Genomic DNA, 23,859 nt, shown 5'->3' with positions numbered 1-23,859 from the left:
CGGCGGCCCGTCTCCGCGTGGGGGGCACACGTGGCCGTCACCAAACCCCACCTGGAATCCGTTCGGCCCCGAAAGAGCAGTGGCCGCCCGCGACGTCGCGGGCGGCCACCGATCATCACGTGTCCCGGGTCAGAAGACGCGCATCTTCCCCGGTGACCAGAACCCGGAGCGGGTCACCACGTGGGTGTCGACCTGCGCGGGCTTGGGGAACTTGGCCTTGGCCGGGTCGGACGGATCCGGATAGAACGGCTCGTACTGCTCCAGGGAGCCCCAGTCGCGGGCGTAGTTGTCCTTCAGATAGGTCGGCACCGTCTTGGAGGCCGACAGCATCTCCGCCCAGCCCAGCGGACCGCCGAATTCCTCGGCCTGCCAGGTATTGGTGGAGCTGATGGCCAGCGGACGGTCGGGCAGGATGCGGTACTTGGGCGCTGCGTCCACCACACCGTTGCGGTGGTCGAACTGGTGCTGGCACGGGAACTGCAGACCCACGGCCCAGTCCAGCAGGATGGGCTGGGTGGAGCCCAGATAGCTGTTGAGCGACACCAGCTTCGGCACCCGAGGCGGGGTGAAGGCCAGCCACTGGTCGCCGATCAGGATCGGGTCGCGGGCGTAGATGCGGACCGCGTCGGCATTGTCGGGCAGCGCCGAGCGCGGGATGCGCAGGTTGCGCCAGGACGGGGCCGGTCCGACGTCGAGCGGGCGGTACTTGTCGAGGAAGGTGACGGTGCCGTCCGGGTTGTGGTGGCCGTACTCCAGGAAGATGTCCTGGCCGTAGGTCATATTGCCGGTGTCGTCGAACGACATCACGCGTCCGGCCGCCGAGATCACGATCAGCGGTGAGTCGTCCGAGCGCGGCGGCAGCTGGTACCAGCTGGAGGTGAGCTCGGCCGGCTGCTGCACGCCGTCCTGGTAGCTGCCCATGACCGGGGTGGTGGCCGGGTCCAGGCCGAAGGGCAGGGCCACGGTGGACCCGTTCACGCCCTGCGCGCCCTTGCCGCCGCCGGTGCCCGCGTTCTGGCCCTTCTCGAAGGCCGGGCCGACGGTCTGGGTGGAGGTGTTGCCGGTGCCCGGCTTCACCTCGACGCTGTCGGCGTCCAGCTTGTCGGCGACGCCGTTGGGGGAGAAGCCGACCGGGCTCTCACCGGCCAGCGGGTCGCCGTTCTGCGGCGGGTGGGCCGGATCGATGATGGGGGTCAGGTTGCCGCTGTTGACATTTCCCTCGACCAGCACGTCATTGGCGAGCCCGCAGGTGTTGCCGGTGACCGCGTCGATGTTCGAGCGCGCCAGCGAGTACGCCGGGTACTGCTGCACCGCGCCCTTGAGCAGCGACACCACTTCGAAAAGCACCATGAGCGCGGCGACCACGGTGAGCGGGATGGCGGCGAACTTGCGGATCCGCCGGCCGCGCTTGGTCTTGCCGCTCGCCATCGGCTTGGCGTAGCCCTCGCGCAGCGACTGCCAGGCCACCACGGCCAGCGCCAGCCCGAACAGCACCAGCATCAGGGTGTTGGACTGGAAGCCGTGCAGGGAGACGGTCTTGTCGAACCACGGCACGCCGTAGCTGGAGACGTACCAGTAGCCGTTGATGCCGGAGAAGGCGACGGCGAGGGTGAAGAGCAGCCCGGCCAGGAACACCGACCGGTTCTTCCGGGAGCGAAGTGCGGTGGCGGACACGGCGACCGCCGTCACCGCCGCCAGCGAACCCGCGATGCCCGCGTACGAGCCGAAGTGGTGGGTCCACTTGGTCGGGTTGAACATCATGAAGAAGATGGTTCCGAAGACCACGCCCATGAGCCGCCAGGTCGGCGCGCTCGCGATGCCCGGCACCTGCCGCCGGCGCAGCAGCACCAGCATGGTGGTGATCAGGCACAGGATCATGAGCAGGAAGGCGAAGCGTCGCGCCAGCGAGCCGTCCACGGTCTCGACGAACAGGTAGTAGTAGCGCAGGTAGTCCTCGTACCAGGCCAGATTCGGCCCGGTCACCTGCCGCACCCGGTTCGCCTCCATGATTCCGGCGAAGGTCTGATCGGCGAAAACTGCCACCAGCACCAGGAATCCGGCCGCCGCGATGGGGGCGAGCAGGGCCAGATCGCCGAACTGCTTGCGCCGCCGCACCACGATCCGCATCAGCGGCCGGATGCCGGCGAGCAGCGCCGCCACACACATCAGACCGGTCGGCGCCGCCGCCAGCGTGAACGCCGCCACCAGCACCGCGACCGCGGCGGGCAGCAGGCGTGAGGTGGCGATGGCCCGCTCGATGGAGACCCAGGTCAGCAGCGCGCCCAGGGCCACGATCGGCTCGGAGCGCAGGCCGTTGTCGTAGGGCAGCCAGAAGGCCAGGAACACCAGACCGCCGGTCCACAGCGCGACCTGGGACTTCGCCACCGCATTGCCCAGTCGCGGCACCACCTCGCGGCTGATGACCAGCCAGCACAGGATTCCGCAGAGCAGCGCGGGAATCCGCACCCACGGGCTGGCGGTGGAGACCTCGGCGAAGGCCTGGATGACGTAGTAGTACCAGCCGAACGGCGCCTCGGGCACGCCGAACCAGCGGAAGTAGTTGGCCAGGTAGCCCGCGTGCGGGGCCGCCCGCACCATGGTCAGGATGTAGCCGTCGTCGGAGGTGTTGGCGCCCACGAAGTGCCACAGCAGCAGGGTGCCGATGATGCCGCCGTCCGCCCAGGTCGGCTTCAGCCAGTGCGCCGGCAGGATGCGCCGGTGCCCGCGGCCGTCACTGGTGTCCAGCACCGCCAGCGCGCCCATGGCCAGCAGGGTGAGCAGGACCGCGGCGATGATGGCCACCAGCTTGATGACCGTCGGCGAGGAGGAGAACCGGGAGTCCACGGTCATGTGGAACGAAAGGCCCGCCGGCACGCCGCCTTTCATATCGGTGAACACGCCCACCACCTGGGGGCGCAGATCGCCGAGCAGGCGGCCGTCCACGGGCACGGTGACCAGTTCCCGTCCGCCGTCCGCGGTGGGCTTCTCGACGGTGCGGGTGACGCCCTCGAAACTGGCGTAGGTCTGGGTGCTGTCGGAGGTGATGACCAGCTGCGAGCACTGGCTCATCTCGGCGCGGGTGGCGCTGGCCACCACGGCATTCCGGTCCAGCACGTCCACGCTCTCGCCGGAGACGCGGACGAACAGGGCCTCCAGGTCCGCGCCCTTGCCCTGCGGCGGCGCCGTTGCCAGCAGGATGCCGCCGCGCGGATCCAGTTGCTGGACCGCGGAACACGGGATGGTGGCGTTCGCGTCTATGGGCACCTGCGACATCAGTGCCGCCTGCACCGGATCGAGCGAGCCGCCCTGTGGCCAGCTCACCTCGGCCTGGGTCTGCTGTACCGGCAGGAACGGCGTCGCCAGCGCGAACAGCGCCCCGAGCATGCCCGCGACGATCGCTATGAGCTTCGCGAAGCGATAGTCGCGCGGCGTCGCGGGGGCGGTCGCCGGGGGATTCGGCTTTGTCAGTACAGCGGAGGCGTCTGGCACGGTTGCTGATGGTATCTGTCCCCGCTGAGAGTGGCGCTGTTCACTGCGGCAGTGCCGCACGCATACTCGAGATCATCGGAAATGCCCGCCCGAAGCAGTGCTTCGATCGGGCATTTCCGGTGGTTGCTACTTGACCTTGATGGGCGAATCCTTGGCCAGGCCGGAGCGGGACCGGACGGTGACGTCCAGGGTCGGCTCGAAGTTCGCATCCGGGACATAGGGGGTGAACTTCTCGAGCGAGCCCCAGTCCCGGCTCCAGTCGTGATTCAGGTACGACGGCCGGGTCTCGGACTTGAGCAGCAATCCCGTCCAGCCCAGCGGGCCGCCGCCGATGTCGTCCTGCCAGGCATTGGAGGCGTCCTGGCCGACGCGGTCCGGCAGAATGCGCCATTCGGGCACCTCGGCCACGCCGTCGTGGTGATCGAAGGGGCGCTGGCACGGGAAGGCGAGGCCGACGTGCCAGTCCTCCAGCACCGGAGCGCTGTCGCCGACAAGGGAATTCAGGGTCTGCAGCCGGGGCAGCCGGGGCGGGGTGACGGCCAGCCACTGGCGCGGGGTGATGTCGGCGTCATTGAGCACCAGGCGAATCGCATTGGCGCCCGCGGGAATCTGGTCCAGCGGGACGCGCAGGTTGCGCCAGGACGGGCTGGGGCCGATATCGATCGGCCGGATTCGCCCGGTGTTCGTGACAGCGCCCTGGGCGTCGCGGGTGCCGTACTCGACGAACAGGTCCTGCCCGTAGGTCTCCACACCGTCCTTGTTGAAGGACCGGATGCGCCCCGCGGCCGTCACGACCAGCACCTTGTAGGCGGGATAATTGCGGAGAGTGCTCAGCTTCTCCGCGTTGTACCACTGGGTGGTGAGCTTCGAAACCTGCTGCTCGCCATCGGAGTAACTGCCCTCGACCGGGGTCTTGGCCGGGTCCAGGCCGAAGGGCAGGGCGACGGAGCTGCCGTTGATGCCGGTCTCTTCGCTCTTGCCGCCGCCGGTGCCCGCGCCGGTGGTCTTGGACGTCTTGTTGCCGGACTTCTCGTTCACCGAGTTGGCCCCGCCGGTGACCGTCTCCTCCGCGTCCGCGGTGAGGTCGGAGGCGACGCCGTTGGGCGTGAATCCGGTGCTCTCGGCGGACAGGCCGTCGGCGTCGGATCCGGTCCACGGGTGCAGCAGCGAATCGGCGGTATCGGTCTCCACCAGCACCTCGTTGGCCAGTGCGCACGAATCACCCTGCAGCGAACGCAGATTCGACTCCGCGATGGAGTAGGCCGGGTACTGGCCGACGGCCGCCTTGGCCAGCGACAGCACCTCGAACAGCACCAGCACGGCCGCCGCGATGGTGAGCGGCATGCTGGCGAACTTGTCGAAGCCGCGCGCCGGTTTCGGCTGCGTGTACGGCTCGCGGAAGTGCTGGTATGCGGCGATGAGCAGGCACAGCACCGCCAGGCCCAGGAACAGCGTGGAGAAGCCCTTGCCGGCGATGAGCGGCGCCTTGTCGAACCATGGCACGCCGTAGCTGGACACGTACCACCAGCCGTTGGGCCCGGTGAAGGTCATGGCCAGCAGGAAGAACACCGCGGCGGTGAACAGCGTCCGGTTGCGCGGCGAGCGAATACCGTTGAGCCCCACCGCGACCGCGGCCAGCGCTGCCACCGAGCCGGCCAGTCCGGCATACACGCCGAAGTGGTGGGTCCACTTGGTGGGCGTGAACATCATCAGGAACAGCGACATGAAGATGATGCCCAGGATCCGCGCCGACGGCCCGCGCGAGGTCCCGGGGATGCGGCCGTTCTTGCGCAGCATCACCATCACGCATACGCCCAGGCACAGCAGCATGGCCAGGATGCCGAAGCGGCGGGCCAGCGAGCCGTCGGGGGAGAGCATGAGCAGCGCGTCCCAGCGGGTGCGCTCGTCGAACCAGGCCACATTGGGGCCGATGAGTTTGCGTACCCGGGTCGCCTCCATGACCGAGGCGAGGGTCTGATCGCCGAAAACCACCACCAGCACCAGGGTTCCGGCGGCCACGCCGGGCGCCAGCAGCGCGCCGTAACGCACCAGCCACGATCCCCGGCCCTTGGCGCGCTTGATGACGACCATGAGCACCGGCCGCGCGCCCGCGATGAGCGCCGCGATGCAGATGAGCCCGGTCGGCCCGGCGGCCAGCGAGAAGGCCGCGATCAGCACGCCCACGGCGGCGGGCAGCAAACGCCCGGTGGCAACGGCCCTTTCGATGGAGCACCAGGTCAGCAGCGCGCCCGCGGCGATGAGCGGCTCCGGGCGCAGGCCGTTGTCGTAGGGCATCCAGGCGGCCAGGAACACCAGTCCCGCGGTCCAGATGGCGATGGTGTCGCGTCGCACCCGTGAACCCAGGCGCGGCAGCACTTCCCGGCTGATGACCAGCCAGCACACGATGCCGGCCAGCAGTGCGGGCAGGCGCATCCACGGGCTGGAATCGCTGATCTGGGTCATCCAGGCCAGCACCTCGTACGGCCAGCCGAAGGGCGCCTCGGCCACCCCGAACCAGCGGTAGTAGTTGGCCATGTAGCCCGAAACCTTCGAGGCCCGAGCCATATTCAGGATGTAGCCGTCATCGGAGGTATTGGCGCCGATGATGTGCCACACCACCAGCGTGCCCAGCACCGCGACGTCGGCGAGCCGCACCCGCCACCAGTGCGCGGGCAGGAATCGGCGCGGCTTACGGCCGTCGGAGGTGTCCAGCAGGTGCAGCGCGTAGAGGGCGAGCAGGGTGAACAGCACCGCCCCGAGCGTCGCGATGCGCTTGAGCCAGGTCGGGCTGGAGGTGAAGCGCGCGTCGATATCCACGGTGGCGGAGGCGCTCCCGAGCTGATCCCGCTTCAGATCGGTGAACAGGCCCACCACCTGCGGCCGGGTGTCCCCGCCGACCCGGCCGGCGAAGGGCGTGCCGTCCTGGCGGTGCACCCCGGCGAATTCGACCCGGGTCTCGGCGGCGTCCGAGTGCACGGTGATCGCCGTGCAGTCCTGGATCTCCGCCGCCGGCGCACTGAGCAGCGGAATCAGCCGCACCAGCACCGATACCGTGCGTCCCTTGCCGGGCTCGTCGGTGACCTTGACGACCAGGCCCTTCGACTCGGCCTGCCCCGAGGCCGCGGGCACGGTCGAGAACAGCGTGCCGGTCGGCAGTTCCCGCAGCACCTGGCACGGCAGGCTCACGTCCAGGCTCAACGGCACGTACGACACCAGCGGCGCCGCGACGTCGGCCGTATCCCCTTGCGGCCAATGCAGTGTCGGCCGGTCCTGGTTCACCGGCAGGATCGGCGTGATCACCGCCAGCAGGAATCCGAGTAACCCGGACACCAGGGCGAGGATGCGGGTGCGGTGGAACGCTCGGGAGTCTGCGTGCACGAGCACCGACTCTATCCATCGCGCGCGCGGCGGCTGCACATCTCCCGGCGTTCCGGCCGCCTCGAACGGGCTGACCTGTAGCCGAATCGGCGGATGTCCGTCAGGATGGTTGTTATCCGAACTGGGCGTGGGGCCGGGCCGGAAGACGAAGAGGAAGCATGACCGAGCTGCGACCTGGCGAAATCATCGCCGGGTATGTGATCGCGCGGCGAATCGGGGCCGGGGGTTCGGGCGTCGTCTACGCGGCGCGGCATCCGCGGTTACCCCGGCTGACGGCCCTCAAGATCTTGAAGCGGGACGATGTCGCCGAGGACGACGAGGTCTGGCGGCGTTTCGAGCGCGAGGCCGATATCGCGGCCCACTTCGACCACCCCAATATCGTGCAGGTCTACGACCGCGGCGTCGCCGAGAACCAGTTCTGGATCTCCATGCAGTACATCGACGGTGTGGATGCGGCTGAACTGCACCATGTTTCGCCGGATCGGGGCCTGCGCATCGGTGCCGAGATCGCTGCCGCACTGGATTACGCGCACGGCAAGGGTGTCCTGCACCGGGATGTGAAGCCCTCCAACATCCTCATCGCCGATCCCGACAGCGGCCGCCCCGAGCGCGCCCTGCTCACCGACTTCGGCATCGCCCGGCTGCGCGACGAGACCACCAAACACACCCATACCGGAAATATCTCCGCCACTTTCGCTTTCGCATCACCGGAGCAGGTGAGCGGTCTGCCGGTGGGCCCGCGCTCGGACCAATACTCGCTGGCCTGCACACTTTTCGTGCTGCTCACCGACCGCCGGCCCTTCCGTGCCGACAATCCGCTGGGCTGGGTGCACGCCCACACCCGGGAGCGGCCGCTGCGCCCGAGCGAGGTGAATCCCGAGCTGCCGGCGGCCCTGGACGAGGTCTTCGACCGGGCCCTGGCCAAGGATCCGGAGGACCGCTTCGACAGCTGCGCGGATTTCGCCTACGCCGCCACCCAGGCGTACTACTCCGATCCGGCCCTGGCGGTGACCGCCGCGGCCGGTCTGCTGCCGCATCCGCCGCCCCGGCACCTCCGGAGCTGGGGCCGGAAACCGCTGTGGCAGCGCGTCTTACACCGGCGCCTCCTGGTCCCGGTGGCGGTGGCCGCGGTGACGGCCGCGGGCGTGGGTTTCGCACTGCACCAGGGCGATTCGCCACCGGCCCGATCCGGGCCGGGCCTGGTGCCGGACACGTTCGTGGGCACCTGGCTGGCCACCGAGGGGCAGACCAACTACCGGCTGACCGTGCAGCAGGCCAAGATCGGCGATCCGGTGCTGTCCAATCGCGTCGACGGCGTGCTGCCCGACGGTGCACCGTTCCATTGTGAATTCTCCGCGCCACTGGACCGGGTGCCGCACGAGGGCGACCGCCTCATCATCGGCACCTCCGAGATCGTGGTCCGGGAGCCGGCCAATGCCTGCCGCGCCAACGGTCCCACCACCCTCACCCTGCTGCCCGACGGGCGGATCAGCCGCAAAACCGATGTGAGCGGGCTGATCACGTACAGCAGTGCGGATACGCTGGTCTCGTCCTGGGGGCGCGACGACGCCGCCATCGCCCGCGCCTTCCCCAGCCTGGTCGGGCAGCTCGCCTCCACCGGCACCGCGGTGGGCTGGCAGGGCGGATCCTGCCGGCCCCGGGATCCGGGTCCGGGCGAGGCGGCCCAGGGCGCGCATCGCGTGCTGTGCAATGGCGACGACGGCACCGGCCAGGTGCACTTCGACGTCTTCGACTTCGACACCCGGCCGGGCAGTTCCGTCGCCGCGATCTTCTTCGGCAACAACGCCCACGTCACCACCCGCACCCACGAGGACGTGGCGGGTGCATTGACCGTCACCACGGCTGCCGGCGTGGATCCGGCCGCCACCCAGGACACCGACGCCCATCGCGCGCTCGCCGCCGTCTCCTTTCCCGACGGTGATCCGAGATCGCGCTTCGTCATGGTGCTGCGCTGGCCCGGGCACACGGTGAACAGCCTCCTGACCGACTGGCTCGAAAGGGCTCCCCTGAAGTAGGTAGGTGCGCGACCATGGCCGATCTGAAGCCGGGCGAGGAGATCGCCGGATACGTCATCGAACGCTGGATCGGGGCCGGGGGTTCGGGCACCGTCTATGCCGCGCGGCATCCCCGGCTACCGCGCCTGGCCGCCCTCAAGGTCTTCAACCGGGACGAGGTGACCGCCGACGCCGAGGGCTGGCGGCGTTTCGAGCGGGAGGCCGACATCACCGCCCGCTTCGACCATCCGAACATCGTGTCGGTGTACGACCGCGGCCTCGACGACGGACGCCTGTGGATCGCCATGCAGTTCGTGGAAGGCCCTGATGCGGACAGTCTTTCGGGCCTGGCCCCCGAGCGGGCGCTGCGCGTCGGCGGCGGCATCGCCTCCGCGCTGGACTACGCGCACGGCAAGGGCGTGCTGCACCGGGATGTGAAGCCGTCGAACATCATGCTCTCCCCGGCCGAGGACGGCCGTCCGGAACGGGCCCTGCTGACCGATTTCGGCATTGCCCGGCTGCGTGACGAGACCACCCACGTCACCAAGACCGGGGATATCTCCGCGACCTTCGCCTTCGCCTCGCCGGAGCAGGTGTCGGGCCGCTTCCTGGATCCGCGCACCGATCAATACTCGCTGGCCTGCACGCTTTTCGTGCTGCTCACCGGATCCCGGCCGTTCCTGGCCACCGATCTGGCGGGGCTGATCTACGCGCACACCAGCACGCCGCCCCTGCACGTCACGCAGGTACGCCCCGATCTGTCGGCGGGCTTCGACGCCGTCTTCGACCGTGCGCTGGCCAAGCATCCGGACGAAAGGTTCCCCAGCTGTATGGATTTCGCCGAGGCCGCCTGGGCGGCGTGGCGAGTGGCGACCACACCTACCGTGCTGACCGCGCCGCCGACCGTGCTGACCACGCCGCCGATCGGCTTCGTCACCGATCCGGCCGCGCTGCGTTCGCCCCGCACGGATCCGACGGTGCTGCGTTCCCCGCACACCGATCCGGCCCTGCTGCGTTCGCCCCGCACCGATCCGACCGTGCTCGGTCCCGGGCGCTACTACACCGAGCCCGGCGCACCCGCGTACGGCGTGGCCTACGGTGCGAGCACCGGATCGTTCGAAGACGCCGCGCCACACCGGCATCGGGTCCCGGAACCGGCGCGGACCGGGTCCGGGGTGGGCCGCGGCGTGCTCACCGGGCTGCTGGCGGTGCTGGCCGCGACCGTGATCGCGGGTGGCGCGATCCTGGTGACGGTGGATCTGGAGAGCCACGGAAGAACAAGTGGCGCACCGGTGTCCGCGTCGGTGCCGACCGTGGCGACCGCGGTGCCCACCGGCGGGCAGACCCCGGTCGCCGCCGTGCCGCCCTCGACTCTCGCGGGCCGGGTGCCGGGCGACTTCATCGGTCAATGGGCGGGCACCAGCGACGCCAATGCCGACGACTACCGCCTGGTCATCCGGCAGGGCAACCTGAACGACGATGTGGTGACCTCCACGGTGCTGCGCGACAATCGGCCGATCTGCGTCTTCGACTATCGCCTGCTGGGCGTTCCCGGCACCGGCGACATCACGGTCGGCGCCGGCACCCTCGTCTCCGGCGGCTCCGGCTGCAACCCGCAGAGCACCCACGAATTGCTGCTGAGCAATGGCAGGATCACGCGCGCGCTCTCGACCAGCGGCTACGTCACCTACACCCGCGTCGGCTGACTACGCCGGAGCGCTCGCACCCACCAGGTCGCGCACGTCCCAGAGCCAGACGCCGTCGACGTATCGGGCGGGGAAGCCGATCAGCTGGTCGACGGTCAGGCGCAATGTGTCGCTGTTGTCGGTGGGCGGCAGCACCACCACGTCGGCCCGCCAGTAGCGCAGATCGGCCAGCGCCTGCGCCCGGGCGGCGTCGTTCACCACCGGAATCGTGTTGGACCGCTGCGCCTTCATCAGCAGGCTCGCGGTGGGCCGGTCGTCCGGGCCGTAGCGGCCCTTCTTCGAGGTGCCGGTCGGGCCGACGAAATAGCCTCCCGCGAGCGGGAATTCGAAGCCGGAGTCGGCCTGCCAGTGCAGCGCGCGGGCGTCCGGCGGGGTCGGCGGCGGCGCGACCACCACCGAACCGTGCGAAACGTATTGGCGCACCGTGCCGTCCGCGAAGAAGTCCGGGGTGGGCGGGCGCTGCACCGCGGGCAGGATGGTCGGGGTGAGCGGCAGCAGGGCGAAGGCCAGCGCGCCGAACAGCGCCAGCGGCCGCCAGTCGGTCGCCGAGACCTTCCAGTAGTCCAGGGCGCGCTGGGTGGCCAGCGCCAGGATCAGGGCGATGGCCGGAATCGCGGCCATGGTGAAGCGCGACTCCAGCACCGAATTCAGCAGCGGCACATCCTCGAGCCGCTTCCACGGCAGGGTGATGCCGGTGTTGTGATGGCCGATCATCAGGGTCGCGCCCAGCGACAGCACGGTGAACGCCACGATCACCGCGGCGGCCGCGCGCACCGCCCGCTCCCGCCACATGAGCGCCACGGCCACCGTGACCACGATCCACAGCGGCCAGCCGAAGTACGAATTCTCCTCGGTCGGATTGATGGCCACGTTCTGCCCGTGCGAGAACATCCGGCCCAGCGACTCGGACGGGAACTGGAACAGCGCCTCGAGATCGTTGTTCATCGGCCCGTGCTCGATGGACCGGTAGGACTGCGGTCCGAAGAACTGCCACCACAGCGGAATCTCGGTGAGCGCCACCGTGATCAGCGCGGCCAGCAGCACCGTCGGGGTGATGGCGCGCAGCGCGCGCCACCCGGTGCGCGGGGTGTGCAGGTGGTAGACGAGTGCGAAGACGCCGAAGGACAGCGCGAAGATGAGCAGCGGCTCCTCGCCCAGGGCGATCTGGAGGGCGACCAGCAGGCCCAGCATGACGGCGTCGCGATTGCGCCGCGCCTTGCGTACCTCGCGGGTGAGCTCCGCGCGCCGGGCCATCCGGATCAGCTGCAGCACGATCAGCGGAAGCAGCGCCAGCACCACGAAATTCGGGTGTGCGTTGGCGTGCGAGATCATGGCCGGGGCGAAGCCGCAGAACAGACCGCCCACGGCCGCCGCGAATTTCGACGCCACCAGTTCCCGCGAGAACAGCCAGTACCAGGCGAACGCGGTCCCGAACAGGCCCACGGTGAGCACCAGCACGAAGGTGACGGTCGGCCCGAACATCAGGGTGACCGGGGTGAGCGGCACGCCGACGCCGAACATGGCGGTATTGGCCATCATGTTCACGCCGTCGGGATAGTTCTGCAGCAGGGAGCCCAGCGGGTTCTCCAGATGCGCGACATTGTGGGCGGTGACCGCGAAGAACCACTCCCACATGGTCTGATCCTGGCCGCTCTTGATCAGGTAGCCGCGATCGGTGTGCAGCCACTGACCCGACAGCACCAGCACCGCCAGCGACAGATAGGCCGCGGCGACGATCAGATCGGCGCGGGCCAGCCGGATGCGGCGGGCGACGCGCTGTGGCCGAGAAAGCTTGGGGCGAGCCGTTTCCGGGGCGGCGTGGTCGAGAACCGCTACCGCCGAACCGCCGTCGTCCCCCGGGCTGGATGCCCACCCCTGTGTCACGCGCAAACTCCTCGGTGCCTTGCAACGCAAACTCTTGGGTGCCTTGCAATCAGCGGCCCACGCTACCGCGTTCGACTGAGATTGCACCGGCAAGTCATGCAGTTATCCACAGAAACCGGTGTTTATCCACAGAAACCGGAGGGTTTCTGTGGATAAGTGATCCTGGTCTCGCACAGGTGTTCAGACACGCACAACCAGGGTGAACGGACCGATATTGGTGATCCGATAGTGCGCGTCGTCGAACAGCGCTTTGGGGAAGGACACTGTGAACCGCTTCACATTCGGGTCGTTCGGGTACACGTCCTGCGAGAGCCGCAGCGTGTAGTCGTCGCCCGAACGCCGGAACAGGAAGGCATCCGGCGCACGCCAGCGGCACTGGTTCAGCGCGTCGGTCAGCTCCTGCGGCGTCTTCAGCGTGCTCCAGCGCTGGATTTCGGCGGTGCGCGCCGCGAAGTCGGCCAGCGGGTTCGCGTAATGCGAAGTGAGAGCCTGGAATCCGTAGTACGGGTAGATGGCCAGGAAGCTGGTGTCCGCGGTGAGCACCACGCTGGCGTCACGCGGCCGGCCGGTCTGCTCCAGCAGTGTCGCGTCGACCTCGCGGTAGTTCGACACCGCCGACGGCGGCCGCGTGTCGGCGCGGAAACCATTGCCGTCGGTATCGGTGTAGGCGGTGGTGATCTCCGCCGCCAGCACCGTCGGAATGCCCTGGCTGAACCCGATCGCACCGGCCACCGCGACCGCCGCCGCGGCGATCCGGAACCGCCCGGGCTCGTTCAGCGCCTGGTAGATCGCCCGCGCGCCCTCGGCGAAGGCGAACACGCCGGCGGCCGACAGCAGTGCCAGGAGCGGGGATTCGAGCCGGAACGACAGCAGCGTGGTCCCGGCCGCAGTGGCGGCCATGGACAGCAGACACCACAGATAGATGGCGACGACGCCGATGCCGAGCGCCTGTGCACGACGCGAACTCGCCGCCCGCAGCACCAGCCAGATGGTCCCGGCCAGACAGAAGACGCCGAGCAGATTGAATTCGGTCATCGGCAGCGGCAGCCGTGAGCCCGTCTCGGGCAGGTAGTGGAAGGCGGAGCCCGAGCCGAGAGATGCTTTGCCGGACAGGAACTTCAGCAGGAACGGCGTCCACACGGTGAGCGCCAGCAGGCCCGCAACCGCGCCGATTCCGATGAGCCGTACCAGGATCGGCATGATCGCCCGCCAGGTGTGCCGTGCCCGGATCGAGAGTCCCGCGGCGATCACCGCCATGAGGCACACCGCGAATACCGCGACACCGAAGTACAGGCTGTAGAAGCTGGCGGCGAGCCCGAGGAACAGGCCGGTACCCAGCACCGCTCCCCACCCGCCCGCGGTCGGTTCCGCCGCATCGCCGCCGACCTCGGCGGGCCGGTGCAGCGCACCCCAGGCCAGCACCAGCGCGGGTCCGAGCAGCAAGGTGAGCACCGCGCTGTACGCCTCGGGAGAGCCGTAGGCGAGGGTCACCGCGGTGGTCGCGGCGGCGACAGCCACCGCCCAGTCCGCCCGGATCAGGTTGGACCACAGCACAAGAGCGACAACCGCCGCCACTGCCAGGCCGATGATCGCGAAGGGCTTGAACGCCTCCCACCCGGCCATCCCGGTCAGACTGGCGAACCGGCCCCCGATCCAGAACCAGCCCGCGGGGTAGAACGGCGGCAGGTCGATGTAGTTCATGTCGTGCAGTGCCGCGCTGTCGGTCAGCCGCGTCAGATACTGCGTCCGGAACTCCTGGTCCACGGACATCCCGAACAGGTACAGCTTCGTCGCGGCCAGCGGCATGCCCAGCGTCACGGTCACGAAGGCCGAAAGCCCGGCCCAGGACAGCACTTTCGCCAGCCGGAGCCACCTGTGCAACCGCAGCAGTACCACTGCGACCACCAGCACGGCCAGGGCGACCACCTGCCCCACGGTGGTGAGCGCGCGAGTCACATTGGAGGAGTTGAAGGCCGGCCAGTGCACGGTCGCGAACGCCTCGAGCCCGACCGCAGCCACCACGCCCGCCACCACCGCGGCGAGCACCGCCTCGCCGACAGCCCCACCGGCCTGCCGCGCCAGCACCCCCATCCGTCCGCTCGCCCGCTCGCTCATCCGAACCCTGCCTCCGCATTCGTGTCCATGGACCGCGCGCCAGCCTAGCCAGTGCGGTGCACGCGAACCCGACCGCCGGGCCCAACCACCGATGTCCGGGGTCTTCGGGCCGGAACGGCGCATGCCGCGCCCGGGTGCCGGACGCGGCATGCGTATCGGTGCGAGAACGTGTCGCCTAGATGGGGAGGCGGCGGAAGATCGGGCGCGGCACGTGGCGCAGGATCATCATGACGTAGCGGAAAACGCCCGGGGCCCAGACGATTTCCTTGCCCTTCTCGGAGGCGGCGACCGCGAGGAGGGCGACGTCCTCCTTGTTCACGGTGAGCCCGTTCTCCTTGGCGTGCGCGGAGAGCCGGGTGCGCACCATGCCGGGGCGGATGACCGTGACCCGCGGACCGAACTTCGCGACCGCCTCGCCGAGACCCAGGTAGAAGCCGTCCAGGCCGGCCTTGGTGGAGCCGTAGACGAAGTTGAACCGGCGCACGCGCTCACCGGCGACCGAGGACATGGCCAGGATGCGGCCGAAGCCCTGCGCCTTCATCTTCTCGCCGAGCAGCACGCCGACGGAAACCGCCGCCGTGTAGTTGATCTCGGCCATCATGACGGCCTTGCGCTGGTCCTGCCAGAAGATCTCGCCGTCACCGTCGATGCCGAACGCGACGATGGCCACGTCGACGTCACCGTCCGCCCACGCCGCGTCGATCACGGCCGGGTGGCTGTCGGTGTCGAGCGCGTCGAAGTCGATGACCTGCACTTCGGAGGCGCCGGCGGCCTTCATCTGCGACACGGCGTCCTCGCGCAGCGGGTCACCGGGCAGGGCGGCCAGGATGATGCGCGCGGGACCCTTCTTCAGGTACTCGGCGCAGATCGCCAAGCCGATCTCCGAGGTGCCGCCCAGCAGCAGAATGGATTGCGGGTTCCCTACCGCATTGATCACTGAAGCTCCAGCCTTCTCGCCATATCGGACATGAAAACGCCTGTGGGATCCACACTTCGGCGGATCTTGATCCACTCGTCGATCCGCGGGTACATCTTGTGGAAGGTCTCCGCGTCGGTCCGTGAATCCTTGGCAGTGTAGATACGGCCACCGAACTCGAGGACGCGGCGGTCGAGTTCACGCACCAGTTCATTGAGGCCCGGTCGAATCGGGAAGTCGAAGCAGGTGTTCCAGCCCTCCATCGGAAAGCTGAGCGGAGCCTGGTTCCCGGGGCCGAAGAACTTCAGCACATTGAGCGCGGAATGATGGCCGGACGCCTGGATATCGATGATGATCTTGGTGAATTCGTCGAGGGCCTCGGGCGGCACCACGAACTGGTACTGCAGGAATCCCTTCGAGCCGTAGGCCCGATTCCACTCCGAGATCACATCCAGCATGTGGTAGAACTGCGTCAAGTTCATCAGCTTGCCGGTGTAGTTGCCGCCGAGCGCGTAATACGCCTCGCCGACCATGCCCAGCGTGAACTTGTTCACCGCGAAACTCGGGAAGATATCCGGCACCGTCAGCAGATTCGGCGCATCGAACTTCAGCGGATTCTTGCGCAGCTTCTTCGGCAGCTCATCGAGCTTCGCCAGCCGTCCGCGAGACACATTGGCGCGTCCCAGTTTCGGCGGCCCGGAGATCACATCGAACCAGGTGGAGGAGTAGGTGTAGTTGGCCTCGGACCCGTCCTTGTGGACCGCGATCGTCTCGTCCAAGTCGACGGTCTTGATGCCGTCGGAGATGAAATAGGCCGTCTCGGTCGGCGTCATCTCGATGGTGGCACGCAGCACGATGCCGGTCAGGCCATTGCCGCCGACAGTGGCCCAGAACAGCTTGGCGTTCTTCTTCGGCCCGATGGTCTGCACCTTGCCGTCGGCGGTGAGCAGATCGATGGACCGCACGTGATTGCCGAAGCTGCCCGCGCTGTGGTGGTTCTTGCCGTGGATGTCCGAGCCGATGGCCCCGCCCACGGTCACCTGCCGGGTGCCCGGCAGCACCGGAACCCAGAGGCCGAACGGCAGCGCCGCCTTCATCAGCTGGTCGAGGCTGACGCCCGCGTCCACGTCCACCAGCCGGGAGTCCCGGTCGATGCGGTGGATGCGGTTGAGTGCGGTCATGTCGACGACCAGGCCACCCGCGTTCTGGGCGTGATCACCGTACGAACGGCCGAGGCCGCGGGCGATGACGCCGCGACGCAGGTGCGCGGGCTTGGAGTCGTTGTCCTCCGCGACCATGGCGACCGCCTTGGCGATCAGCTCCGGGTCATCGGTGGAGAGCACTTCCGACGTGGTGGCTGCGGTGCGACCCCACCCGGTCAGGCGCCGGGTCTGCGTCGGCAGGTCGAACGAACCCGGTGACGCCGTGCCCGCTGTGTCTTTGCCTACGACGGGGCCCTCGCCTGCCGAGCTGGGCTCGGGGGCGGCCGCGGTGGTGGTCTGAGCTTTCGTGGACATCGGCATAGAGGCTACAGGCATAACCGTCTCGAGGCTTGTGTCCTTTGTCCCGGGCATTACTCTTCTGCGTTGTGACCGCGGAACCCCATCTGCCCCTGCCGCCCGAGCTGCCCCTCGTCGATGAACCGGGTGGTACGGAGGTTGATCTCAAGACGCAGATCATCCGATTCGCGGTCACCGGTGGCCTGTCCGCCATCGTCGACTTCGGCCTGTACACGCTGCTGTTCAAGCTGGTCGGACTGCCGCTGCCGGTGGCCAAGTCGATCAGCTTCATCGCGGGCACGACCACGGCCTACCTGATCAACCGGCGCTGGACCTTCCAGGCCGAGCCGAGCCGCAAGCGCTTCATCGCGGTGGTGCTGCTGTACGCGGTGACCTTCGCGCTGCAGGTCGGCATCAACCAGCTCTGCTATTACGCGCTGCCCGATGCGTGGTGGCGGATCTGGCTCGCCTTCTGCGTCGCGCAGGGCACCGCCACCGTGATCAACTTCATTGTCCAGCGCGCGGTGATCTTCAAGATCAACTAGGCAGCGCTGAGGTCAAGACTCGACCAGGGCGTTGGTCTCTTCCTTCGCCCGGAAGTAGTCGCCGCCCTTGGCGCGCACATTGTCGGTACCCCACTGGCGCTGCTCGCGCTGGGCCGGGACCAGGTGCGGAATGTGCTTGCGGCAGTGGATGTAGGCCTCCTCCACATCCACCACCACCCAGCGCTCCGGAATGCGGCCCCGGGTATCGGCCGGCAGGTCGGGGACGCAGCGGCGCATGAGCGCGTCGTCCACGATGCGCGCGGTGCCATTGAGGTGCAGGCCGATCAGGTCGTGCACGAAATCGATCATGAGAATGCCGACGTGGGGGTTCTCGAGAATATTGCCGAGGCTGGCCATGACGCCGTTGCCGCGGTATTCGGGATAGGCGACGGTGCGCTCGTCGATCACGTGCAGGAAGCCCGCTTTGCCGGCGCGGAAGCTGGCATCGCATTCACCGTGCTTGTCGGAGGTGGCGATGAAGGCCATGTCCATGCGCCGGATGAAATCGATCATGTGGGTATTGAGCCGATCTCGCACCTGATCGGAGTAGAAGCGTTGTGCCCGTTCCTCGGTACCGTATCGCTCCTGCAGTTCCCGTTCGCCGTCGCTGCCGTTTCTGATACCGGGCATCGTGCGCCCCCTTTGGTAGCTGAATACCGGATGGAAGAGGCTCGGCCACGAACTTCGGCCATCCGAAATCCTATACGGTTTAACTATTTTCGTGTGGCAAATGCGTGAACCGGCGTATCTGCCCTGGTGGGGCTTCCTCGACTGTTGCCGGACAAACCTTCCCGGGGGAGGATCCTCCCGGATGAAAGGGCCCACAAGGGACCTTCGGCCCTTAGCTGCGGGGATGCTGCTCGTCGTTCCGGACCGCAGGAATGCGAGATCCCCAGGGGGCGAGGGGATTTCGCATTCCTGATTTGTCCATTTCGCAGAGCTTCCGGGGTGTGGTGCGGCCGTCATCCCCCTAGGTGGCGCCGATCTTCGGTGCTCGAAATATAAATACCGAGGGGTCTTTCAGGGCACACCGGCTCCGGTCGCAACGCACGGTGTGGTCCGGCTCCGCCTCACACCCGGGTGAGCGTCACCGGCACGCCATTGAACACGGCGTTCCCGGACGGGGCGTCCACCAGTGAATCATCGGTCAGCACATTGGCATTCACCCCGGCGTGCTCACGCGCGACGGTCTGCGTGCTGTCCCCGTGTCCCCAGCCGTGCGGCAGGCTGACCACGCCGGGCATGATGTCCTCGGTCGGCTCCACGTCCACGGTCAGCGTGCCCGCCGCCGATTTCACCACGGCCTGTCCGTTCAACCCCAGCCGCGCCGCGTCCTCGGGATGAATGTGCAGCGTGCAGCGATTCGACCCGCCCACCAGTGGCGGCACATTGTGCAGCCAGCTGTTGTTGGATCGCAGCTGCCGCCGCCCCACCAGCACCATCTCCGGCCGCTCGACCCCCAGCCGGGCCCGCAGCCGGTCCAGGTCGGCCAGCAGTTCGGCGGGCGCCAGCTCGACCCGGCGAGAGGCCGTCCGCAGCACACCCGGCAGCCGGGGCTCCAGCGGACCCAGGTCGATGCCGTGCGGATTGTCCAGCAGCACTTGCAGATTCAGCTTGCCGCGCCATTCGTTCTCGTCGTCCGGCGTGGTGGACCATTCGCCGAAGGGACCCAGGCGCAGCATCAGGTCCAGCCGCTGCTCGGTGGTGTCGGTGCCGAGCAGTTCGCCGCGGCGCTCGGCCAGGCCGGCCTTGTGCAGGGTCCCGGCGATGACGATCTCGTCGACCGCACCCAGCGGATCCAGCCCGGGCTGGGCGTCCTGGCCCGAGACGGCCAGGGCCAGCCGGGCCAGCACCTCGGCCTCGGACAGCTCGTTCGCGCCGAGCGGCACCAGCGGCCGCGAGTAGCGGGCGTAGTTGTGGACCGCGAAATTGAGCAGCGCGAAATCATAGTGCGGCGACTGCAGGATGCGCGGGGGCGGCAGGATGACGTCCGCGTGCCGGGTGGTCTCGTTGAGGTAGCGGTCCACACTCACCATGAATTCCAGTCCGGCGAAGGCGGTGTCGAGGCGCGCGCCGCTGGGCGCGGACAGCACCGGATTGCCCGCCACCGTCACCATGGCCCGGATCTGCCCGTCTCCGGGCGTGCGGATCTCGTCCGCCAGCGTGGCCACCGGCAGTTCACCCATGGCCTCGGGCAATTCGCGCACCCGGCTGGCCCAGCGCGCGAGGCGGAACGGCCGCGACCGCACGATGCCCAGCGCCGCCCTCGTCGCGAACATGGCCCCGCCGGGCGAGTCGAAGTTGCCGGTGAGCACATTGACGACATCCACCAGCCACTGTGTCAGCGTGCCGAATTCCGCCGTGCAGGTGCCGATCCGGGCGTAGACGGCGGCCGTCGGCGCGGCGGCCAGCTCGCGCGCGATCCGCACGATGGTCTCGGCGGGCACCCCGGTGCGCCCGGACACCAGCTCCGGCGTGAATTCGGCTGCCGCGGCCCGCACCTCGTCCAGCCCGTTCACCTCGACCCGGACGTCGGTCAGACCCTCCGCGAACAATGTGTGGACGATCCCGAACAGCAGGTAGGCGTCACTGCCCGGCCGCACGAACACGTGCTCGTCGGCCAGCTTGGCGGTGCGCGTGCGCCGCGGATCCACCACCACCAGCCGCCCGCCGCGCTGCCGCAGCGCCTTCAACCGGCCCGGGAAGTCCGGTGCGGTGCACAGCGATCCATTGGACTCCAGCGGATTCGCGCCCAGCATCAGCAGATAGTCGGTGCGGTCCAGGTCCGGCACCGCCACGGTGAGCGGATCACCGAACATGAGCCCGCTCGACACCTGCTTGGGCATCTGGTCGGCGGTGCTGGCGGAGAACAGGTTCCGGGTGCCCAGCGCCCGGATCAGCAGCGGCACGTACAGCGCCCCGGCCACGGTGTGGGCATTGGGATTGCCCAGGTACAGCCCCACCGCCTGATTGCCGTGCGCGGCCGTCACCTGCGGCAGGCGTTCCCGGATCACTCCGAAGGCCTCGTCCCAGCTCGCCTCCCGCCAGGTGTCGGTGGCGCGGTCGCGAATCATGGGCGCGGTCAGCCGATCCGGATCGGCGTCGAGATGTCCGAGGGTGGCGCCCTTGGGGCAGATGAAGCCCCGGCTGAAGGGATCGGCGTGGTCACCGCGCACCGAGACGATGTGATCGGTGCTGTCCAGGGTGAGCTCGAGGCCGCACACCGCTTCACAGAGCGGGCAGGTGCGCAGCAATGTCCGGGGGCTGTCCGTGACGTGGGTCATACCTCATGATCGCCCGGAAACGTACCGGGCGGAACACCTCTGGCCGCCGGGAATGCCGGACGCGGGCTCCCGGCGGCCGCCAATGCCGGAGCCTCGGATTATGTCCGTTATCGCTTAATTTGCAACGTTCGTATACGGATACGGCAAAACCCGCGAGCGCCGGGGTGCACTCGCGGGTTTCGTGTAGTTGTGAGAGCCGGTGGCGTCAGGAGGCGATACGGGCCGCCTGCGGCGCTCCCTTGGCGGCGGCACGGACACCGGCGGCGATGGCGACCACCGGCGGGATCCAGCGGGCCTCGTGCGGGGCGACGCCCCAGCAGGCCGCACCGGCGGACAGCTTGGTCGGCGGCAACGGGATGCCCGCGCCGTCGGCGTAGACGACCACGCCGGACTCGCGCAGGGCCTCGATGGCGCGTTCGGCCTTGCGCAGGCCGGTGACGAGGTGGATCTCGCGGCGCTCGGCGCCCGGGATCTCGATGACCGGGCCGGTCAGGTCATTGGCCCGCAGGTAGCGGCGCACGAAGGCGGCGGTGTCGCCGGTGACCTCGATGCCCGCGATGTTCTCGTCGGTGACCAGGCACACGCCATTGGCGGTTTCGGCGACCGTCCAGCCGCGCTGGATGTAGTCCTGCGCGGATTCCGCAACGGCTGACGAAAACGTCGTACGCACTGGTTTCTCCATTCCCCGGTAGTTCTGATTCCTGCTCTGTGCCTCGTATCGGAGCGGGGGGTTCGTGGTGTTACACCTTCTTTTTCAACTCGGGTCCGGTTGTGTCCCGCAGGGGCATTCGTCCGGTTTGCTCCGACCCGATGGTGACCATGGCCCAGCTGCGACACGACCTCGAGGTAGCGGCGCTGCCTGCGGCAACACCCTCGAGGTGGCTGTCGTCGGATCCGGCGCCCAGCGCCCGCCCGTGAGCGTGACGTGTTCTACACCACACTGGCTCGTCCTGCGGCACCCCGGCGTTACCGGAGACACTGAGTCGGCCGAAAAGGTCTGCGGGAGAGGAGATCGTCGGCATGACCGATCAATCGGGCGGGAACACGGCCGAACTCGAGGAATACGACGAGTTCGACGAGATCATCACCGAGGGGCGCTGGGCCGCCTTCAAGGAGTCCGCCACCCGGCGCATGTCCCGGCGGCTGGCCGCGGACGAGGAGGCCGAGGAGCCGGTCGAACCCTTCGCCAGCCCAGGGGCTTTCGGCTCCTGGAGCGTGGACGCCGCCCGCGCCCTGCTGGACCTGCAGTTCCAGCGCGCCGCCACCCGCACGCTGCTGCCCCTGGCGTATCTGCTCGGCCTGGCGAGCGCCGTCGCCATCCCGATCGTGGGAACCATAGGGCTGTGGCGAATCTCGGCCTGGCTGGGCATCGTGTTCGCGGTGGTGTTCGCGGTCCCGCTGGGCCTGGTGATCGCCGCGGTGGTGCGCCTGCTGCTGGAGTTCGTGCTCAATGCCTCCCGGCTGGCGGCCCGGGTCGCCCACATCTCCGATATGGCCGACGATCTGTTCCAGGCCCTCTCGGATGTGGCCGAACCGGTCAATCAGCTGTCCAAAGATGTTCAGGCAGTTCAGTTCTGGCGCTTCCGCCGGCGCTCGTCCCGGAAGTAGGCCGGTCGGCGGCCGCTATCCTGGCCACGGGGCGGTGCTAAATCTGCGCCCCTGGCCGCGTCCCGCGTCCATGGATCGCTGAGTTTTCCTGTGCAACAATGCGATCGCAACACTGGTTTAGGGGGACGAATGGCTCTACCGCAGGGGATTACCGGATCGACCGTGCCGCGCCGCCAGCTCGGCCGGCACCTGCGCGACCTGCGCAATCGCGCGCGCATGACGACCCGGGTGGCCGCGCAGCGCTTGGAATGGTCCGAGGCCAAGATCTGGCGAATCGAAACCGGACAGACGTCTTTGCGCAGTCTGGATGTCGAGGCCATGTGCCGCATCTACGGTGCTCCGGAGGACGCCATCGAACCGCTCACCACGCTGGCCCGGGAGACCAAGGCCCGCGGCTGGTGGACCGAGTTCAGTGACGTGATCGACGAGGGCTACGAGGTCTACATCGGGCTCGAGGAGGCGGCGAGCCGGCTCACCAGCTATGAGAACGAGCTGGTACCAGGGCTTTTGCAGACCGAGCAGTACTACCGGGCGGTGCTGGCCGGAGCCTACCCGGGCATCTCCGCCGAACAGCTGGACCGCCGGGTCCGGGTGCGCACCGCGCGCCAGTCGCTGCTCACCCGCGCGGAATCGCCGCTGCAACTGGATGTGGTGATCGCCGAGGCGGTGCTCTGGCATCGCATCGGCGGCGACGACGTGACCCGCGGCCAGTTGGACCGGCTGCGCAAACTCACCGAACTGCCCAATGTCCGGCTGCGGCTGCTGCCCGCCGAGTGCGGCTATCACCACGGCATGGACGCGGGCCGCTTCGTGCTGCTCGAGTTCCCGACCGCCGCGGGCGAACCCACCGAGCCGCCGGTGGTGTACGTGGAAGCCCTCACCGGCTCCTCGTATCTGGACAAGGAGCACGAGGTCGAGCGCTACCGCGAAGCCTTCGCGGCGGTGAGTTCCATTGCGGTGGACGCGCTTCCGGTCATCGAGACGTTGCGCGCGGCGGTCTAGCCCAGATTCTGGGCCAGCACCTCGCGGTGCGTGGGCGCGGCCTGCCGATGCAGTTCGCGCCCTTTTTCCGTGACGCAGACGAAGATCGCGCGGCGATCCTCGGTACACAGCGTGCGGTCGACCAGTCCGTCGCGCTCGAGTCTCGCCACCGTGCGGGAGAGCGCGCTCTGACTGAGATAGATGTCATTGGCCAGATCGCTCATCTTGCAGCTGTCGCTGCCGGATTCGACGAGGCGGTCCAGGGTTTCGAATTCGCTGAGCCCGATGTGGTGGCGGCCTTGCAGTTCCTTTTCCAGAGCGCACGAGGTCGTCGCGTGCCGGGCCAGCAGATCGCGCCACTCACCCACCAGCCCTGACGCCTCCACCGGCGTGATGACGGGCCGGTCGACGGGCGCTGTCGGCTTCGGCATGCGGTCAT

15 protein-coding genes are annotated in these 23,859 nt (G+C 68.5%); 5 read left to right on the top strand and 10 right to left on the bottom strand.

The features are described 5' to 3' along the window. Positions 1-129: 129 nt before the first annotated feature. A complete protein-coding gene (locus ACFXIV_RS08465) occupies positions 130-3,489 on the bottom strand; it encodes an arabinosyltransferase domain-containing protein (RefSeq protein WP_379393115.1) in 3,360 nt (1,119 codons plus the stop codon). A 126-nt stretch (positions 3,490-3,615) separates the two neighbouring features. Then, entirely contained in the window at positions 3,616-6,882 is a 3,267-nt protein-coding gene (locus ACFXIV_RS08460) for an arabinosyltransferase domain-containing protein (RefSeq protein ID WP_379393602.1), read from the bottom strand. A gap of 143 nt (positions 6,883-7,025) precedes the next feature. Here ACFXIV_RS08460 and ACFXIV_RS08455 point away from each other — a divergent pair, with 143 nt between their 5' ends. Both ACFXIV_RS08455 and ACFXIV_RS08450 read left to right on the top strand, forming a co-directional pair. Beyond that, entirely contained in the window at positions 7,026-8,903 is a 1,878-nt protein-coding gene (locus ACFXIV_RS08455) for a serine/threonine-protein kinase (RefSeq protein WP_379393116.1), read from the top strand. 14 nt (positions 8,904-8,917) lie between these two features. After that, positions 8,918-10,588: a protein kinase gene (locus tag ACFXIV_RS08450; protein ID WP_379393117.1), complete on the top strand. Its 1,671-nt coding sequence runs from the start codon at positions 8,918-8,920 to the stop codon at positions 10,586-10,588. On the opposite strand, the gene ACFXIV_RS08445 is transcribed toward ACFXIV_RS08450, so the two are convergent. The 4 genes from ACFXIV_RS08445 to ACFXIV_RS08430 form a co-directional block, all read right to left on the bottom strand. Then, positions 10,589-12,472 (bottom strand): DUF6541 family protein, encoded by a 1,884-nt coding sequence (locus ACFXIV_RS08445; RefSeq protein WP_379393118.1) that lies wholly within the window; start codon positions 12,470-12,472, stop codon positions 10,589-10,591. It lies immediately after the preceding gene. 180 nt (positions 12,473-12,652) lie between these two features. Then, the gene (locus ACFXIV_RS08440; protein ID WP_379393120.1) at positions 12,653-14,587 is read right to left on the bottom strand and encodes a galactan 5-O-arabinofuranosyltransferase; all 1,935 of its coding nucleotides are present in this window, start codon (positions 14,585-14,587) and stop codon (positions 12,653-12,655) included. Positions 14,588-14,762: 175 nt separating this feature from the next. Continuing rightward, positions 14,763-15,524 (bottom strand): decaprenylphospho-beta-D-erythro-pentofuranosid-2-ulose 2-reductase, encoded by a 762-nt coding sequence (locus tag ACFXIV_RS08435; RefSeq protein ID WP_354838564.1) that lies wholly within the window; start codon positions 15,522-15,524, stop codon positions 14,763-14,765. Next, positions 15,521-17,026 (bottom strand): FAD-binding protein, encoded by a 1,506-nt coding sequence (locus tag ACFXIV_RS08430; protein ID WP_379393604.1) that lies wholly within the window; start codon positions 17,024-17,026, stop codon positions 15,521-15,523. The genes ACFXIV_RS08435 and ACFXIV_RS08430 overlap by 4 nt, the downstream gene beginning before the upstream one ends. Positions 17,027-17,091: 65 nt before the next feature. On the opposite strand from ACFXIV_RS08430, the gene ACFXIV_RS08425 reads away from it, so the two are divergent. Then, complete coding sequence (locus ACFXIV_RS08425; protein ID WP_379393122.1) at positions 17,092-17,547, top strand: GtrA family protein; 456 nt, start codon at positions 17,092-17,094, stop codon at positions 17,545-17,547. Positions 17,548-17,559: 12 nt separating this feature from the next. On the opposite strand, the gene ACFXIV_RS08420 is transcribed toward ACFXIV_RS08425, so the two are convergent. The 3 genes from ACFXIV_RS08420 to ACFXIV_RS08410 form a co-directional block, all read right to left on the bottom strand. Next, complete coding sequence (locus ACFXIV_RS08420; RefSeq protein WP_364608660.1) at positions 17,560-18,177, bottom strand: pyridoxamine 5'-phosphate oxidase family protein; 618 nt, start codon at positions 18,175-18,177, stop codon at positions 17,560-17,562. Positions 18,178-18,617: 440 nt separating this feature from the next. Continuing rightward, the gene (locus tag ACFXIV_RS08415) at positions 18,618-20,831 is read right to left on the bottom strand and encodes a molybdopterin-dependent oxidoreductase (RefSeq protein WP_379393124.1); all 2,214 of its coding nucleotides are present in this window, start codon (positions 20,829-20,831) and stop codon (positions 18,618-18,620) included. A gap of 205 nt (positions 20,832-21,036) precedes the next feature. Next, positions 21,037-21,501: a hypothetical protein gene (locus tag ACFXIV_RS08410; protein WP_379393126.1), complete on the bottom strand. Its 465-nt coding sequence runs from the start codon at positions 21,499-21,501 to the stop codon at positions 21,037-21,039. 350 nt (positions 21,502-21,851) lie between these two features. Here ACFXIV_RS08410 and ACFXIV_RS08405 point away from each other — a divergent pair, with 350 nt between their 5' ends. Together ACFXIV_RS08405 and ACFXIV_RS08400 are read left to right on the top strand one after the other, a co-directional pair. Further along, positions 21,852-22,439, top strand: a complete 588-nt coding sequence (locus ACFXIV_RS08405; protein ID WP_354838582.1) for a DUF4282 domain-containing protein — start codon at positions 21,852-21,854, stop codon at positions 22,437-22,439. Positions 22,440-22,568: 129 nt separating this feature from the next. Beyond that, positions 22,569-23,441, top strand: a complete 873-nt coding sequence (locus ACFXIV_RS08400; protein WP_379393128.1) for a helix-turn-helix domain-containing protein — start codon at positions 22,569-22,571, stop codon at positions 23,439-23,441. On the opposite strand, the gene ACFXIV_RS08395 is transcribed toward ACFXIV_RS08400, so the two are convergent. After that, entirely contained in the window at positions 23,438-23,851 is a 414-nt protein-coding gene (locus ACFXIV_RS08395; protein ID WP_379393130.1) for a MarR family transcriptional regulator, read from the bottom strand. The genes ACFXIV_RS08400 and ACFXIV_RS08395 overlap by 4 nt on opposite strands. Between the last annotated feature and the right edge of the window lie 8 nt (positions 23,852-23,859).

The sequence above is a fragment of the Nocardia sp. NPDC059236 genome, from assembly GCF_042754085.1.
GTDB lineage: Bacteria > Actinomycetota > Actinomycetes > Mycobacteriales > Mycobacteriaceae > Nocardia.
This window is presented reverse-complemented; position numbering and strand designations above follow the sequence as displayed.